At 70.4% G+C, this 16823-nt stretch carries 15 protein-coding genes; 12 read left to right on the forward strand and 3 right to left on the reverse strand.

Translation table 11 applies throughout. The annotated features are described in order from the left end of the window. Positions 1–120 precede the first annotated feature (120 nt). Positions 121–1725 carry a phosphoglycerate dehydrogenase gene (serA, locus tag HF323_RS09030; protein ID WP_169582272.1) on the forward strand — a complete coding sequence of 535 codons (1605 nt, stop codon included), beginning with the start codon at positions 121–123 and terminating at the stop codon, positions 1723–1725. 96 nt (positions 1726–1821) lie between these two features. Here the strand turns inward: serA and HF323_RS09035 are convergent, their stop codons facing one another. Next, the gene (locus HF323_RS09035) at positions 1822–2367 is read right to left on the reverse strand and encodes a TetR/AcrR family transcriptional regulator (protein WP_169582273.1); all 546 of its coding nucleotides are present in this window, start codon (positions 2365–2367) and stop codon (positions 1822–1824) included. Between the two features lie 75 nt (positions 2368–2442). Here HF323_RS09035 and HF323_RS09040 point away from each other — a divergent pair, with 75 nt between their 5' ends. Further along, complete coding sequence (locus tag HF323_RS09040; RefSeq protein ID WP_169582274.1) at positions 2443–3987, forward strand: MFS transporter; 1545 nt, start codon at positions 2443–2445, stop codon at positions 3985–3987. A gap of 13 nt (positions 3988–4000) precedes the next feature. On the opposite strand, the gene HF323_RS09045 is transcribed toward HF323_RS09040, so the two are convergent. After that, positions 4001–5419: a PLP-dependent aminotransferase family protein gene (locus HF323_RS09045; RefSeq protein WP_223169305.1), complete on the reverse strand. Its 1419-nt coding sequence runs from the start codon at positions 5417–5419 to the stop codon at positions 4001–4003. A 99-nt stretch (positions 5420–5518) separates the two neighbouring features. Between HF323_RS09045 and HF323_RS09050 the strand changes: the two genes are divergently transcribed. The 8 genes from HF323_RS09050 (at position 5519) to HF323_RS09085 (ending at position 13104) form a co-directional block, all read left to right on the forward strand. Continuing rightward, positions 5519–5824 carry a hypothetical protein gene (locus HF323_RS09050; RefSeq protein ID WP_169582275.1) on the forward strand — a complete coding sequence of 102 codons (306 nt, stop codon included), beginning with the start codon at positions 5519–5521 and terminating at the stop codon, positions 5822–5824. A gap of 100 nt (positions 5825–5924) precedes the next feature. Further along, positions 5925–6992 carry a 3-isopropylmalate dehydrogenase gene (locus HF323_RS09055; protein WP_169582276.1) on the forward strand — a complete coding sequence of 356 codons (1068 nt, stop codon included), beginning with the start codon at positions 5925–5927 and terminating at the stop codon, positions 6990–6992. Between the two features lie 64 nt (positions 6993–7056). Beyond that, positions 7057–8163: a branched-chain amino acid aminotransferase gene (locus HF323_RS09060; protein WP_169582277.1), complete on the forward strand. Its 1107-nt coding sequence runs from the start codon at positions 7057–7059 to the stop codon at positions 8161–8163. A gap of 108 nt (positions 8164–8271) precedes the next feature. Next, entirely contained in the window at positions 8272–9039 is a 768-nt protein-coding gene (locus HF323_RS09065; protein WP_169582278.1) for a fumarylacetoacetate hydrolase family protein, read from the forward strand. Positions 9040–9046: 7 nt separating this feature from the next. Beyond that, positions 9047–10315 carry an MFS transporter gene (locus HF323_RS09070; protein ID WP_169582279.1) on the forward strand — a complete coding sequence of 423 codons (1269 nt, stop codon included), beginning with the start codon at positions 9047–9049 and terminating at the stop codon, positions 10313–10315. 96 nt (positions 10316–10411) lie between these two features. Next, entirely contained in the window at positions 10412–11539 is a 1128-nt protein-coding gene (locus tag HF323_RS09075) for a 3-oxoacyl-[acyl-carrier-protein] synthase III C-terminal domain-containing protein (protein ID WP_169582280.1), read from the forward strand. 10 nt (positions 11540–11549) lie between these two features. Further along, the gene (locus HF323_RS09080; protein ID WP_169582281.1) at positions 11550–12251 is read left to right on the forward strand and encodes an iron-containing redox enzyme family protein; all 702 of its coding nucleotides are present in this window, start codon (positions 11550–11552) and stop codon (positions 12249–12251) included. A gap of 1 nt (position 12252) precedes the next feature. Continuing rightward, positions 12253–13104, forward strand: coding sequence for a hypothetical protein (locus tag HF323_RS09085; RefSeq protein WP_169582282.1), 852 nt, complete (start codon positions 12253–12255; stop codon positions 13102–13104). Here the strand turns inward: HF323_RS09085 and HF323_RS09090 are convergent, their stop codons facing one another. After that, positions 13105–14184 (reverse strand): aminotransferase class V-fold PLP-dependent enzyme, encoded by a 1080-nt coding sequence (locus HF323_RS09090; protein WP_169582283.1) that lies wholly within the window; start codon positions 14182–14184, stop codon positions 13105–13107. Between the two features lie 86 nt (positions 14185–14270). Here HF323_RS09090 and HF323_RS09095 point away from each other — a divergent pair, with 86 nt between their 5' ends. Both HF323_RS09095 and gltX read left to right on the forward strand, forming a co-directional pair. Beyond that, positions 14271–15242, forward strand: a complete 972-nt coding sequence (locus tag HF323_RS09095) for a LysR family transcriptional regulator (RefSeq protein ID WP_169582284.1) — start codon at positions 14271–14273, stop codon at positions 15240–15242. Between the two features lie 11 nt (positions 15243–15253). Continuing rightward, positions 15254–16768, forward strand: coding sequence for a glutamate--tRNA ligase (gltX, locus tag HF323_RS09100; RefSeq protein ID WP_169582285.1), 1515 nt, complete (start codon positions 15254–15256; stop codon positions 16766–16768). The last annotated feature ends 55 nt before the right edge of the window (positions 16769–16823 follow it).

Below are 16823 nucleotides of genomic sequence, written 5' to 3' on the forward strand. Positions count from 1 at the left end.
GACCCGCGCTAGGCTGGGCGGCAGGCCTCGCCCCCGCTGGCGTGCGGCGCGGCATCCGCTCTGCCCTGCAATGACGGACAGCCCCTGCCGTCGCGCACCGCCCCCCGAAGGAATCACCCCGTGACGAAGCCTGTCGTCCTGATCGCCGAAGAACTCTCTCCCGCAACGATCGACGCGCTCGGTCCCGACTTCGATGTGCGCAACGTCGACGGCACCGACCGGCCCGCGCTGCTGTCGGCCCTCGCCGACGCGCACGCCGTGCTGATCCGGTCCGCGACCAAGATCGACGCCGAGGCCATCCAGGCCGCACCGGTGCTCAAGGTCGTCGCGCGCGCCGGCGTCGGCCTCGACAACGTCGACATCAAGACGGCGACGACCGCCGGTGTCATGGTCGTCAACGCGCCGACCTCGAACATCATCTCTGCCGCCGAGCTGACCGTGGGGCACATCCTGAGCCTCGCGCGGCGCATCCCCGCGGCCCACGCCTCGCTCGCCCAGGGCCAGTGGAAGCGCAGCGCCTACACCGGCACCGAGCTCTTCGAGAAGACGGTCGGCATCATCGGGCTCGGGCGCATCGGCGCGCTCATCGCCGCGCGCCTGCAGGCGTTCGACATGCGCGTCGTCGCCTACGACCCGTACGTCACGAGCGCACGCGCGCAGCAGCTCGGCGTGCAGCTGCTGAGCCTCGATGAGCTGCTCGAGCAGAGCGACTTCGTCACGATCCACATGCCGAAGACGCCCGAGACGACCGGCATGATCAGCACCGAGCAGTTCGCGCGGATGAAGCCGACCGCGTACGTGGTCAACGTCGCGCGCGGCGGCCTCATCGACGAGGAGGCGCTGCACGCGGCGCTCACGACCGGCGAGATCGCCGGCGCCGGACTCGACGTCTTCACGAGCGAGCCGCCCGCCGAGGGCGGCACCGCCCGCGCGCTGCTCGACCTGCCCAACGTCGTCGTCACGCCCCACCTCGGCGCGTCCACCGAGGAGGCTCAGGAGAAGGCCGGCGTGTCGGTCGCCCGCTCCGTCCGCCTCGCGCTCGGCGGCGAGCTCGTTCCCGATGCGGTCAACGTCGCCGGCGGCGTCATCGACCCGTACGTGCGCCCCGGCATCCCGCTGGTCGAGAAGCTCGGGCAGATCTTCGCCGCACTCGCGCACTCGCCGCTCACGAGCCTCGACGTCGAAGTTCACGGCGAGCTGAATGCCTATGACGTCAGCGTGCTGAAGCTCGCCGCGCTCAAGGGCGTCTTCACGAACATCGTCAGCGAGACCGTGTCGTACGTGAACGCGCCGCTGCTCGCCGAGCAGCGCGGTGTGGACGTGCGCCTGCTCGTGGATGACGACAGCCCCGAGTACCGCAACATCATCACGCTGCGCGGCGCACTCTCCGACGGATCGCAGCTGTCGGTGTCGGGAACCCTCACGGGAACCAAGCAGATCGAGAAGCTCGTCGGCATCAACGACTACGCGATCGAGCTGCCGATCGAGAAGCACCACGTCGTGATGGTCTACACCGACCGCCCGGGCATCGTCGCCGTGTACGGCCAGAAGTTCGGCGAGGCGGGCATCAACATCGCGGGCATGCAGATCGCCCGGCGCGAGGCCGGCGGGCAGGCCCTGTCGGTGCTCACGGTGGACTCTCCCGTGCCCGACGACCTGCTCGACGAGGTGCGCTCCGACATCAAGGCCGATCTGTTCCGTCAGATCGAGATCACCGAGTCCTGACGCCGCGCCCGCCTCGCCGGCTCGTTCGCGCGATCTCGGCGCCGCTGCCGCGCCGCGATCGAACGATCGAGCCGACGTGGGCGGTGAGCGCCGGCCTCAGGAGCGCGCAGCGCGCTCGACGAGCGCGACGAGCGCGTCCAGCGCGGCGTCGCGGGGCACCGGTCCGGGGATCGAGCCACCCGAGAGGGCGTTGTTGAAGTACAGGCCGTCGCTGACGAGCATCACGAGGTCGAGGGCCGTCGCGTCCTTCGTGTGCGGGCGCAAGGCATCGGCCCACTGATCGCGGATGCTGCGCAGCGCGTCGCCCGCGCCTGTGTTGCCCCCTTGCGCGAGGCGTGAGGTCGCGAGGATCGCCCGGTCGATCGGATCGTTGGAGTTCACCGAGGTGTGCAGGAAGTAGGCGATCGGCCCCTCGGGCGCGGCCTTCATCTCGGCCACGTCCGCCTCGACGAGCGTCGTCAGTCGCTCGATGAGCCCGGACTCGAGGGCATCCTTCGAGCCGAAGTGGTAGAGCAGGCCGCCCTTGGACACCCCGGCCGCGCGGGCCGTGGCGTCCATCGTCGCGGAGCGCTCGCCCTCCTCGATCAGGATCGCCTCGAACGCGTCGAGCACCTTCTCTCGGGCGAGGGGCGGGCGGCTCATGGGCTCGATCGTATCGACAGCGGCGTGCGCATCCTGTTACTATACCGACCGGACGGTATAGAAACTGAGGATGAGATGACCACCGACACCCTGCCCGCGACCTCCGCCGACGCCGGTGAGCGCGTCGGCTGGCGCGGCTGGGCGGCTCTCGTCGTCCTCATGCTCCCCGTGCTGCTCGTCTCGGTCGACAACACGGTGCTGAGCTTCGCGCTGCCCGCGATCGCGCTCGACCTCGAGCCGACGAGCGCGCAGCAGCTGTGGATCATCGACGCCTATCCGCTCGTGCTCGCGAGCCTCCTCGTCACCATGGGGGTCCTCGGCGATCGGTTCGGGCGACGGCGGATGCTGCTCATCGGCGCGACCGGCTTCGGCGCCGTCTCCGCCCTCGCGGCGTTCGCGCCGACCGCGGCCCTCCTCATCGCCGCCCGCGCCGGGATGGGCGTGTTCGGCGCGATGCTGATGCCATCCACGCTCTCGCTGCTGCGCACGGTGTTCACGAACCGCGACCAGCGACGACTTGCGATCGCCATCTGGGCGGCGGGATTCTCTGCGGGCGCAGCGCTCGGCCCGATCGTCGGCGGCGTGCTCCTGGAGCACTTCTCGTGGGGATCGGTGTTCCTCCTCGCGGTGCCGGTGCTGCTGCCCCTGCTCGTCCTCGTTCCGCTGCTCGTTCCGGAGAGCCGTGACCCGATGCCCGGCCGCATCGACCCCGCGAGCATCGCGCTGTCCCTCGCGGCGCTCGTGCCGATCGTCTACGCCGTGAAGGAGCTCGCCGTGCACGGCCTGGCGAGCACGGCCGCACCGCTGTTCGCGGTCGGACTGGTCTTCGCGGCGCTGTTCGTGCGACGCCAGCTCCGGCTCGAGACGCCCATGCTCGACATGGCGCTGTTCCGTCGCGGATCGTTCAGCGGAGCGATCCTGGTGAACCTGCTCAGCGTCGTCGCGCTCGTCGGCTTCCTCTTCTTCGTCGCCCAGCACCTGCAGCTCGTCGCCGGGCTCACGCCGCTGCAGGCCGGACTCGCACTCGTGCCCGGGCTCCTGGCGATGATCCTCGCCGGGCTGCTTGTGGTGCCGCTGGCCAAGCGGTTCTCGCCGCGGGTGATCGTGCCGGTCGGCCTCGCGATGTCGGTGCTCGGCTACGTCATGATCGCCCTCACCGCTCAGAGCGGACACGTGTGGGTGCTCGCCGTCGCCTTCAGCGCCTTGGGCATCGGCATCGGCATCGCCGAGACCGTGTCGAACGAGCTCATCCTCTCCAGTGCGCCGCCCGAGAAGGCGGGCGCTGCCAGCGCGGTGTCCGAGACCGCGTACGAGCTCGGAGCCGTGCTGGGCACGGCGGTGCTCGGCGGCCTGCTCACCGCGCTCTACCGGGCGAGCCTCGTGCTGCCCGCCGGTATCCCCGCCGCGGCCGCCGATGCCTCGCGCGAGACGCTCGCCGGGGCGGTGGCGGCCGCTGACGCGCTCGACCCCGGGCTGGCGGAGCAGCTGCGGGATGCCGCGGCCCACGCCTTCGACTCCGGCGTCGCCGTCACCGCGCTCATCGGCGCGGGGCTCGTCGTGATCGCGGCGGTGATCGGAGCCACCACGCTGGAGAGGACCGCGTCCGCTCCCGAGCACTGACGCCGTCGCCCGGTCAGACGGGCGCGCCCGTGCGGGGCGGCCCTGGCGCGATCGCGGTATGCGCCTCGCCGAGGATCGCGATCGCACGTGCGATCGCGTCGGGGGTCGCGGTGATCGGCACCCGGACGTTCCGCTCGAACTCTCCGCCGAGGCCGAACCAGGGTCCCGCGCCGATCAGCAGGCCCCGCGATCGCGCGGCGACCGCAAGCGGGGAGCTGTTCGGCGCGTCCAGCTGAATCCATCCTGCGACTCCTCCGTCCACGGGATGCAGACGTGCGGAGGGGAGGTGGGTCGCCAGAGCGGACTCGAGGGCCTCTCGGGAGCGCCGGTGCACGTCGCGCCGGTACTCGATGATCCGTCCCATGTCGTCGAGGAGCTCCGACGTCACGAGCTGATCGAGCACGGCCGCGCCCAGATCGAACGAGAACCGCGCCGCCACGAGACGGTCGATGAGCGTCGACGACGCGCGTATCCAGCCGACGCGGAGTCCGCCCCACATCGTCTTGCTCGCCGATCCGACGCTCAGCACGGTGCTGCCCCGCGTGTCGTAGGCGCAGAGGGGGACGGTGTCCTCGCCGCGGTCGATGTCCAGCTCCGCGGTCGTCTCGTCGGACACGATGACAGCGCCGTGCCGCGCGGCGCTGTCGACGATGGCGGCGCGCGTCTCGGCCGACATGCTCCGGCTCGTGGGGTTGTGGAAGTCCGGCATCACGTACGCGAGGGTCGGCAGTGCCCGTTCGATCACACCGGTGAACTCGTCGGTGTCCCAGCCGTGATCTCCGTCGACGGTGGCGGGGAGGAGGCGGGCGCCGGCGGAGCGGAACGCGTCATTCGAGTGCGGGTACCCGGGCGTCTCGACGATGACCCGGTCTCCCGGCGCCAGGAAGGTGCGTGCGATCAGCGAGATCGCGCTCGCGCTCCCGCTCGTGATAAGGATGTCGTCGGCGGAGGTGGGAACACCGGCGCCGGTGTAGCGCGAGGCGAGCGCCTCGCGCAGCGCGGGGAGGCCGGACAGCTCGTACCCGTCGGTGGTGAGTCGCGCGGGGAGCCGCCGGAGCGCCCGCTCGGCGGCGGCGTGGACACCCGGGACGGCGGATGACGTGGCCCGGCTGAGATCCAGGATGTCGCCTGCCTGTGGGATCGGCAGGTCGCCGGTGCGGCCCGGGATGCGGATGACGCTGCCCGATCCCTGGCGGCTCTGGACGTAGCCGCTGGCGCGCAGATCGGCCAGCGCCGAGTTCACCGTGGTGCGGCTGACGCCCAGGGACTGCGCCATGGTGCGCTCCGACGGCAGCCGCGCCCCCGCCTTGACGCGACCGTCGATAACCATGAGCCGGATGCGCTCGGCGAGCGAGGAGTAATCGCTCCCCGCGCCCCGCCAGTCGCCGAGCAGCGATGTCAGCTGGTGCATGGAGACCTGGTGTGTGGTCATGTGACCAGTTTGCTCCGATTGGTCTCTATACGGAATACCAATCGAGGAGAAACCTATGACCAGTGATGAAGAAACAGAGACAGAGAAAGGAGCTTCATCATGTTCTCGCACATCTCTTCCCAACGAACAGCGGCACTGGTCCTCGCCGTCATGCTGGTCGCGGGGGCCGGGGGCCTCAGCGGGTGTCGCTCCGGCGCCCAGGGCGCCGCACCCGACGTCCAGGTCGTGAAGATCCACTACGAGCGTCCGCTGACGCCCGCCGAGTCCTTCCAAGGTCTCCCGGCCGATCGCATCGAGCAGGCGATCGCCCGCGACGCGGCACGTGCCGCAGCGCTGTCCGAGCGCTTCGCCGGGGTCCCGGCGGACCGCGTTCAGGAGCAGCTCGATCGCGAGGCGGCCGGGTGAGGCCGACACGGACGCGGGCCGATGAAATTAGGGGCGGGTGCGCGGGTCGCATCCGCCTCTCTCGCCGAGTGGGCCCCGCGCGCCGCACTACGCTGGAGGGATGTCGAGCGTGCAGGACTCAGGTGTCGTGAAGCTGGCCGTGATCCCCGGTGACGGGATCGGCCCCGAGGTCATCGCCGAGGCGGAGAAGGTGCTCGACGCCGCAACGGCGGGAAGCGGCATCCGGTTCGAGAAGACCCGGCTCTCGCTGGGAGCCGCGCGCTTCCTCGAAACCGGCGACACGCTGACCGATGATGACCTCGAGGCGATCAGGGCGCAGGATGCGATCCTGCTGGGAGCCGTGGGGGGCGTTCCGGGCGACCCGCGGCTCAAGGACGCCAACATCGAGCGTGGCCTGCTGCTGAAGCTGCGTTTCGAGCTCGACCATTACGTCAACCTCCGTCCGTCCAAGCTGTACCCCGGCGTCCCCGGTCCCCTCGCCGCGCCAGGCGACATCGACTTCGTGGTCGTCCGCGAGGGCACCGAGGGTCCTTATGTCGGCAACGGCGGCTCGATCCGCCGCGGCACGCCCCACGAGGTGGCCAACGAGACGTCCGTCAACACCGCGTTCGGCGTCGAGCGCGTCGTGCGCTACGCGTTCGACCTCGCCGAGCGGCGGGGAAAGAAGGTCACGCTCGTGCACAAGACGAACGTGCTCGTGCACGCCGGCGGCATATGGAAGCGCGTCGTCGACGAGGTGGCGTCGGAGCACCCCGAGGTCGCCGTAGACTATCTCCACGTCGACGCGGCCACCATCTTCCTGGTCACGAACCCGGGCCGATTCGACGTGATCGTCACCGACAACCTCTTCGGCGACATCCTGACCGACCTGGCCGGCGCCGTCACCGGTGGCATCGGCCTCGCCGCTTCGGGCAACATCAACCCCGACGGCGCGTTCCCCTCGATGTTCGAGCCCGTGCACGGTTCGGCGCCCGACATCGCAGGTCAGCAGAAGGCCGATCCCACGGCCGCGATCCTCTCCACTGCACTCCTGCTCGATCACCTCGGGCTGCGGGCGGAAGCCGAGGCCGTCACCCGCGCGGTCGAAACGGACATCGCGGCACGCGGCGGCGAACCCCGCACCACGGCGCAGATCGGCGACGCCATCGTCCGTCGCCTCCAGGCGTAACCTGGAACCCGCAAGCGCCTCCACACGCCGAGCAGCCCGCTCCGCACGAAAGCACAGGCCCGTCATGACGCTCATCGACTCCGACCCCGACACCGGACTCGCCCCGCTGGAGTTCACGGTCAACCGCAACCTGCAGGCGAAGTCCGCCGAGCAGCGCGCCGACATCCTCGCCAACCCCGGCTTCGGCACCAGCTTCACCGACCACATGGTCGACATCTGCTGGTCGGTCGGCGGCGGATGGCACCGACCGCGCGTCCAGCCCTACGGCCCGCTCTCGCTCGACCCCGCCGCTGCGGTGCTGCACTACGGCCAGGAGATCTTCGAGGGCATCAAGGCCTACCGGCACTCCAACGGGTCGATCCACACTTTCCGGCCCGACCAGAACGGCCGTCGCCTGCAGCGGTCCGCGCGTCGTCTGGCGCTGCCGGAGCTGCCGGTGCCGTACTTCATCCAGTCCCTGCGCGAGCTGATCGCCGTCGATGGCGAGTGGGTGCCCTCCGGCGCCGACCAGAGCCTCTATCTGCGCCCGTTCATGTTCGCCAAGGAGGCGTTCCTCGGCGTCCGCCCCGCGCACAAGGTCGGCTACTACGTGATCGCCTCGCCCGCGGGCGCCTACTTCAAGGGCGGCGTGCAGCCGGTGTCGATCTGGCTCAGCGAGGACTACGCCCGCGCCGGCAGGGGCGGCACCGGAGCGGCCAAGACCGGCGGCAACTACGCCGCGAGCCTGCTGCCGCAGTCCGAGGCGTACGAGAACGAGTGCGACCAGGTGGTGTTCCTCGATCAGGACCGCAACGTCGAGGAGCTCGGCGGAATGAACGTCGTCTTCGTCTACCGCGACGGCACGCTCGTGACACCGCAGTCCGAGTCCATCCTCGAGGGCATCACACGCGACTCGATCCTGCAGCTCGCCCGCGACCGCGGTCACAGAGTCGAGGGCCGTGCTGTCTCGCTCACCGAGTGGCGCGACGGCGTGGCATCCGGCGACATCGTCGAGGTGTTCGCATGCGGTACCGCGGCCGTCGTCACGCCGATCGGCCTGCTCAAGGGCAAGGACTTCGTCGACGAGCAGCCCACCGGCGAGCTCGCGCTGTCGCTGCGTGAGGAGCTCACCGACATCCAGTACGGCCGCCGCGACGACAAGCACGGGTGGCTGCTGCGCCTCGACGCCTGACGCGTCTCGTCTCGCATCGCTCGCTCGACGACCGGGGACTCCGGTCGTCGAGCGAGGACCGCAGCGGCCAGACGGAACGGCGTCGGAAGCGCTGAGTACTCTGGGACGGTGAGGATCGCGCGCTTCAGCCACAACGACGCCATCAGGTTCGGGATCGTCGACGGGGGCGACCTCGTCGTCCTCGCCGGAGACCCGATGTTCGCCGGGTACGACACGACGGGGGAGCGCGTGCCGCTGTCCGACGTCGCGCTGCTCGCGCCGGTGATCCCGCGGTCCAAGGTCGTCTGCTTGGGCCGCAACTACCGCGATCACGCCGCCGAGCTCGGCAACGACGTCCCCGAGGCCCCGATGCTCTTCTTCAAGCCGAACACGTCCGTGGTCGGGCCGGGCGACGCGGTCGTGCTGCCCCGCGGATCCGAGTTCATCAGCTTCGAGGGCGAGCTCGCGGCGGTGATCGGCCGCATCGCGAAGAACGTCTCGGCCGATGACGCGCTCGACCACGTCTTCGGGTACACGATCGCCAACGATCTCACGGCACGTGACTGGCAGAAGTCCGACGGCCAGTGGGCGCGGGCGAAGGGCTTCGACACATCGTGCCCGCTGGGGCCCGCGATCGAGACCGAGTTCGACGTCGACGGTGGGGCGGTGATCACGACCCGCGTGAACGGCGAGGTGCGCCAGCAGGGGCCGATCAGCGACATGATCTTCTCGCTCGCCGACGTCATCGCCTTCGCCTCGGCGGCCTTCACTCTGCTGCCGGGAGACGTGATCCTCACGGGAACGCCGGCCGGAGTGGGCCAGCTGGTGGCCGGTGACACGGTCGAGGTCGAGATCACCGGCCTCGGCACGCTGCGCAACACCGCGCGCGACGCGTGAGCCTGCGATGACCTCCGCCCCGTCCCCGCCGCGCGATGCGTCCCTGGATGCGGGAGAGCTCGCACGCGTCCAGCGGCGCACCGTCTGGGTGCTGTCGGGTGGGCAGATCCTCGGGGGGCTCGCGTTCGGCGCCACGCTGTCGCTGGGCGCGGTCCTCGCCGCAGAGATCTCCGGCGACGAGGCGTTCTCCGGCCTCGCGGCCGCGGGCGTGACTCTGGGGACGGCCGCGCTGGCGGTGCCCCTCGCGGGGCTCGCTCGCCGACGCGGGCGTCGGCTGTCGCTCGCGTCGGGCATGGCGATCGCACTGGTCGGCGTCGCGGTCGTGGTGCTCGCCGCCGCCACCGCGTCGTTCCCGGTGCTGCTCGGCGGATTCGCGCTGATCGGGGCCGGCCAGGCGGCGAATCTCCAGACGCGGTTCGCCGCAGCCGATCTCGCGACCGACGCCACCCGCGCGCGGGATCTGTCGATCGTGGTGTGGGCGACCACGATCGGCGCGGTGCTCGGCCCGAATCTGACCGGCCCTGGCGAAGCGCTCGGACAGGCGGTGGGGATGCCCCCGCTCACCGGGCCGTATCTCATCACCGTGGTCGCGCAGGTCCTCGGCATCCTGCTCTACATCCTGGCGCTCCGCCCCGACCCGCTGCTGCTCGCGCAGCGGGCGGTCGCCAGCGCCCGGGCGGCGGGTGCGGCGATCGCGAAACCGGACGTCCCTCGCGTCGCCCGCTACGCGATCTTCGCGGTCGCCGCCGCGCACGGCGTCATGGTCTCGGTGATGGCGATGACGCCCGTGCATCTGCTTCACCACGGCGCATCGCTGTCGATCATCGGACTCACGATCAGCCTTCACATCGCCGGGATGTACGCGCTGTCACCGCTTTTCGGCATCCTCGCCGACCGCGTCGGCCGCGTGCCGACGATCCTCATCGGCCAGGTGCTGCTCGCCGCGGCGCTGCTCACCGCATCGTTCGGACAGGACTCCTCCGCGGTGGTCACCGTCGCGCTCGTCCTGCTCGGGCTCGGGTGGAGCGCCTCGACGGTTGCCGGCTCGGCCCTGCTGACGGAGGCGTCGTCAGAAGACCAGCGCACCCGCCGTCAGGGACGGAGCGACCTCATCATGAGCCTCGTCGGCGCGATCGGCGCGATCCTGGCGGGTCTCGTCCTGTCGTGGATCGGATACGGCGGACTGGCGCTTCTCGTCGGCGTGCTGGTCATCGCGACCGCGGTGCTCGCGCCGTTCGGACGTCACCGCACCGTGCCTGTCGCCCGCTCATCCTGACCGCGCGGGGATCCCGTATGCCGAGCGTGGCATGCGGTTTTGTGTGTTCGCCACAATGTTCCGGGCGATGCACGTTCGATGCCCTACCGTCGCTGCATGGCCACGACCGCTTCCGCGTATCTCACCGGCTTCGGCAGCTACCTGCCGGGAGTCCCGGTCGGCAACGACGGGATCGCGGCACGTCTCGGTGGCGACGATGCGGTCACGGACCGGATCCGTCGCCGGATCCTCGAGCACAACGGCATTCGTCAACGGCATTACGCGATCGACGACCACGGAAACCCCACGGAACTCAACGAGGAGCTCGCCGTCAAGGCGCTGCAGGCCGCGCTGCGCGACCGGGGATGGGAGCCGTCCGACCTCCGCATGCTCGCCACGGCGACCACGATGGGCGACGTGCTCGTCCCGGGCTTCGCATCGATGGTGCACGGGCGCCTCGGGGGCGGTCCGATGCAGCTGCTCTCCGCCTCGGGGGTGTGCGCGTCGAGCCTCGCGGCGCTCGATGCCGCGGTGAGCAAGGTGAAACTCGGGGACCACCCCCGGGTCGCGGTGGTGGGCTCGGAGCTACCGAGCCGCAGCCTGCGTCAACAGCGGTTCGACGGCATCCGCGCCGGCATGGACTCCCACTTCCTGCGGTGGATGCTCTCCGACGGCGCAGGCGCCGTCGTCGCGGAGTTCCAGCCCCACCCCAGCCGACCCTCGCTGCGGGTGGACTGGGTGCGCCACATCTCGCTCGCCCACGAGCACGACGTCTGCATGCGTGCGGGCATGGAGGGGCGGGAGCCGACGGTCGGCGGCACATGGCAGGACGGGACGATCGACGACGCTGAGGCCGCCGGCATGTTCACCCTGCGTCAGGACGTCGGTGTCCTCGACGATCTGGCCGCCGCGGGTCTCGCGCAGTTCGAGGAGCTGGTCGACATCGGTCTCATCGACGTGCGCCACCTCGACCACGTGCTGTGCCACTACAGCACGAACGTGTTCCGCGACCTCGCGTTCGAGGGGCTCCGCCGCCGCATCCCCACGCTCGACACGTCGCGATGGTTCTCGAACCTCGAGACGCGCGGCAACACCGGGGCGGCGAGCATCTTCATCGCTCTCGAGGAGGCATTCCGGTCCGGAAGATTCGCGCCGGGCGAGACGGTGCTCCTCGCCGTCCCCGAGTCCGGCCGGTTCTCGTTCGCCTTCGCTCACCTGACCGTCGTCCCCCCGCCAAGCCCGTGAGGAGTCCGAGATGACCATCGACACCCAGACCCTGCCCGATGCGGCGTCGGCATCCGAAGGGCCCACGCTCACCGAACGGCTCGACGACGTGTGGGGCGAGTTCGAGGAGCGGCTCGCGCGCGTCCCGGTGCTCCAGCGGCTGGCCGAGGGCACCGTCACGATCGACGACTACCGCCGCCTGCTGTTCAACCTGCGTCAGCAGGTGGTCGACGGATCGCCGTGGATCTCGCGCGCGGCCTCGCGCTTCGACATCGACCACTTCGAGCTGCGATCGGCGGCGATCCACCACGCCGAGGAGGAGCACCGCGACTTCCTCATGATCGAGCGCGACTACGTCGCGGTCGGCGGTTCCCTCGACGAGCTGCGCGCCGGGCGCAAGAATCTGGGCTCGGAGGCGCTGTCGGGCTACATGTTCCATTACGCCGACCGCCCCAACCCTGTGGGCCTTCTCGGCGCCATGTTCATCATCGAGGGGCTCGGAGCCAGACGTGCGGCGGAGTGGGCGGCACGGTTCCAGGACGTCCTCGGGCTCGCCGACAGCCAGGTGCGCTTCATGACCTATCACCAGGATGCCGACGCCGAGCACACCGGAGACCTCGAGGCGATCCTCGCCTCGGGGATGATCGACGCCGACGGAGCCGACGAGATCGTGCGCTGCGCACAGGTCGTCGGTCGCCTGTACGCCCTGCAGCTGGAAGAGCTGGACCGCTGACATGCCCGAGTTCGTCCGCTCCGACCCCAGCATGTGGGAGGCGGTCTACGCCGATCCCTCCGTCCCGCTCGACCGCGCGCTGGTGCGGCAGATCATCGACGATCAGCGCCGGCTCTCGAGGCGCTGGCTGTATCCGATCGCCCGGATCTTCTCGCGGCTCGTGGTCGCGCTCGTCTCCGTCGTCAAGCGCGTACTGCCGTTCCGGTGGATGCCGCTTCGCACGATGGATGCCCTGTGCGTCTGGTTCCTCCGCAACTTCGTCTCGCCCGATGCCGTCGATCTGCTCATCCGTCATTTCGTCGTCGAGACGAACCTGGTGAACTTCATCATCCGCAACACCGCGGTGGCGATGGAGCCGGTCACCCTCCGCCCGGTCGCCTTGTCGGGCCTCGGGGATCAGGCGGTCGTCGAACACGACGTCAACGTGTACGACGTGCTCATCGCCCTCGATCGCGTCGAGCTCGAGCGGCCGGCCGTCCTCGATTTCTCCCAGCTCGACGTGCCCCCGCTCGACGCGGAGCGTCGTCACCGGCGGCTTCTGCGCCTGGACATCCAGACGGCACTGTGCTTCATGAACATCCCGTTCTCGATGGCGCTCACCGTGGAGGAGTACCGGCGAGCGGTGCACTCCATCCGATTCGACGACTCCTTCCTCGAAATACTCGCCGTCGTGTGCGGCGACGACACGTTCCGGCACTGGAAGGTGGGCGCGCTGAGCCTGTGGATGGACTCGAACGTCGATGTGCCCCAGTTGGTCTACCGGCACGCGATCGTCTGCGAGTACGCGCATGCGCGCCTGGTAAAGCTCGCTCATGGCGCCTACCCGCGCCACACCGCCGTGGAGTTCGACTAGTCAGCCCGGTCGACGAGCGAGCGCGCGAACGGCGAGTTCGACGTCTTCGTCGTCGTTGAAGACATGGAACGCCACCCGCGCCCGGCCGGCACGTCCCGAGGCGACGATCCCGGCGGCGGCGAGCGTCGCCAGGTCGCGGCCCTCGGGGTCGGCCCAGGTCACGATGGCGCTCTCGCGGGGGCTGGGTGCGAGCCCTCGCCGCGCGCGGAAGTCCGCGGCGAGCCCCGTCGTGTGCTGGTGCACGGCGGTCCGGTCGAGCGAGGCGAACAGGCCCAGAGCAGGTTCGGCGCCGACGAACGCCTGCCACGCCGGCGACACGTCGAAGCGGCTCGCGTCGTCCGCCAGACCGACGTCGGTCCCGTAGCAGGACGACCACGGGTCTTCGCCGGCGTACCAGCCGGCGAAGAGCGGCGGGATGTCGCGCGCGAGCCGGTCGGAGAGGCTCACGAACGACACCCCGCGCGGGGCGCACAGCCACTTGTAGGCGTGGCAGACGACGGCGTCGAATCGGGATGCCTCGACCGGCAGCCACCCGACCGCCTGGGTGGCGTCGCACAGCGTCCGCGCCCCGTGCCTGGCCGCGGCCGACAGGATGGCGTCCACGTCTGCGACCTCGCCCGTTGCCGACTGCACGACGGAGAACGCCACGAGGGCCGTCGACGGCGTGACCTCATCGGCGAGGCTCGCGAGGGGAGCGGTGCGGACGCGCAGCGAACGACCGGCGTGCACGAATGGCAGCATGACCGAGGAGAAGTCGCCGTCGGCCAGAAGCACCTCGGCTCCCGTCGGCAGCGATGCCGCGACGAGGGCGACGGCGGGGGAGGCCTGCGAGCCGATGGCGATGCGCCCGGCGTCGACGCCGACGAGCCGGGCGAAGTGGGAGCGGCTGCGCTCGACGGCCGCCGTGGCGGCGAGCAGGTCCGGGCGTCCGGCGGCCGCGGTGTCCAGATCCGCGATGATCGCTTCCCGGGTCGCGCGCGACGGGAGTCCCACGGTGCACGCGGCAAGGTAGCCGCGCCCCCCGGTGAACTCGCTGCGGGCGGCGGCGACGGGAGCGACGGCGAGGGTGGGAGCGGGCATGAATCCAGGTTCGTCGCGTCCTTTCCATTCGTCTACGGGAGGTGTCGGATGAAACCCATTCCGTCGGCTTATTGAGGAGGTACGCTGTGCGCGTGAGCTTCCTCGACGATCCCGAGATCGACGCCCACGCGCTTCGCGTGGTGAAGGCGATCGCCGACGAGGGATCGATCACGGGCGCCGCGGCGGCACTCGGCTACAGCCAGCCCGCGATCAGCCAGCAGCTCAAGCGTCTCGAGCAGCGTCTGGATCTTCCTCTCGTCGAGCGCGTCGGCCGCAGCGTCCGGCTCACCGACGCGGGCCGGGTGCTCGCCCGCCACGCCCCGGCGGTGACCACGGCGCTGGATGCCGCGGCAGGCGAGCTCGCCGAGCTGAAGGGCCTGCGCTCCGGACGGGTGCGACTCGTCGGCTTCCCGTCCGCGTCGCCCACGATCGTGCCGCGGCTCCTCGCCGACCTCGATGCGCGGCACAGCGGCGTGGCACTCACCTACATCGAGGCGGAGCCCCCGGAAGCCGTCGAGGCCGTCAGGAACGACCGCGCCGACATCGCGCTGACGTTCAGCTATCCGGGCGACCGGGACGACCCGCACGGGCAGAGCGCCCACGGGCTCTCGGTGCGCACGATCGGCACCGACGACCTGCTCGCCGTGCTTCCCGGCGGGCATCCGGCAGCGGCCGGCGGCACGGTCGATGTGACGGCCCTCGCCGACGAGAGATGGATCGCCGGATGCCCTCGCTGCCGCGGTCATCTCCTCGAGCTGTGCGCTCGCGCGGGCTTCACCCCGCGGATCGCCTTCGAGACCGACAACGTCGTCGCGGTGGAGGGGCTCGTGGCGCAGGGGATCGGCGTCGCCACGCTGCCGCGGATGGCCGTGGCATCCTTCCCCCTCCTTCCCGGCGTGATCACCGTGCCGCTTCCGGCCTCGGAGGCACGCACCATCCACGTCGTGACCGCGCACGGCGCCGATCGCGTGCCGGCGGTGGGGGCGACCCTCGACGCGATCGCCGGCCTCGTCGGGCCGTCGCCGGAGCCCCCGGGGAGGCAGGCGGGGCGCAACTAGACTGGTCGCCGATGCCTTCTACACCCGATCCCCGCACCACCACCGCGACGGGCGCCGATGTGCGCGTGCGGTTCTGCCCCTCGCCGACCGGCCTGCCGCACGTCGGACTCATCCGCACCGTCCTGTTCAACTGGGCGTACGCACGCCACAACGGCGGGAAGCTCGTCTTCCGCATCGAGGACACCGACGCCGCGCGTGACAGCGAGGAGAGCTATCACCAGCTGCTCGACGCGCTGCGCTGGCTCGAGATCGACTGGGATGAGGGCGTCGAGGTCGGCGGGCCCCATGAGCCGTACCGCCAGTCGCAGCGCCACGACATCTATCGCGAGGTCCTCGACAAGCTCATCGCCTCGGGGGCGGTCTACGAGAGCTACTCGACCGCCGAGGAGATCGACGCGCGCAATGAGGCGAACGGCCGCGCCAAGCAGCTGGGCTACGACAACTTCGACCGGGATCTGACCGACGATCAGAAGGCGGCCTTCCGCGCCGAAGGGCGCGAGCCCGCCTGGCGCCTGCGTGTGCCTGACGAAGACCTCACGTACGTCGATCTCATCCGCGGCGAGGTGACCTTCCCCGCCGGCTCGTTCCCCGACTTCGTGCTGGTGCGCGCCGGGGGAGTGCCGCTCTACCCGTTCGTCAACCCCGTCGATGACGCCCTCATGGGGATCACGCACGTGATTCGCGGTGAAGACCTCATGCCCTCGACGGCACGCCAGCTCGCGCTGTACCGCGCGCTCGTCGACGCCGGGGTGACGACGTTCATCCCCCGTTTCGCGCACATGCCTCTGGTCCTCGGGGAGGTCGGCAACAAGAAGCTCTCGAAGCGCGATCCGAAGGCCGATCTCTTCCTGCAGCGGGAGAAGGGCTTCATCCACGAGGGCCTTCTCAACTACCTGTCCCTGCTCGGCTGGTCGATCGGCCCCGACCGCGACGTGTTCACGCTGGACGAGCTCGTCGCCGAGTTCGACATCGTCGACGTCAACCCGAATCCGGCACGCTTCGACCAGAAGAAGGCCGAGTCGATCAACGGCGACCACATCCGGATGCTCGCGCCCGGCGACTTCGCCGGACGGCTGACCCCCTACCTCGCTGCCGCGGGGCTCGTCGCCGAGCCGCCGACCGCGGAGCAGCAGCGCGTGATCGAAGCCGCCGCACCGCTCGTGCAGGAGCGGATGCAGCTGCTGGGGGAGGCCCCCGGCCTGCTCGGTTTCCTCCTGCGTGACGAGGTCTCCTACGACGAGGATGCGCTGTCCTCCCTTCCCGCACACGCCGGCGAGGTGCTCGCCGCGTCGATCTCGGCGCTCGAGGACGTTCCGGATTCGGGCTTCACGACCGCCGCCGTGCAGGATGCGCTCTCGTCCGCGCTGATCGACAGGCTCGGCCTCAAGCCGCGCGTCGCGTACGGCCCACTCCGCGTCGCGCTGAGCGGTCGCCGGGTGTCGCCGCCGCTGTTCGAGTCGATCGAACTGCTCGGAAAAGCCGAGACGGTCCGTCGCCTCGGCGCACTCTTGGCTCGCCAGGTCTGACGAGACGCGCTCGGTTTGGAGCACGTGCCGGGGTCGGCTAAGCTTGACCCTCGGC

The sequence above is a fragment of the Microbacterium sp. MF43 genome, assembly GCF_012847295.1.
Taxonomy (GTDB): Bacteria; Actinomycetota; Actinomycetes; order Actinomycetales; family Microbacteriaceae; genus Microbacterium.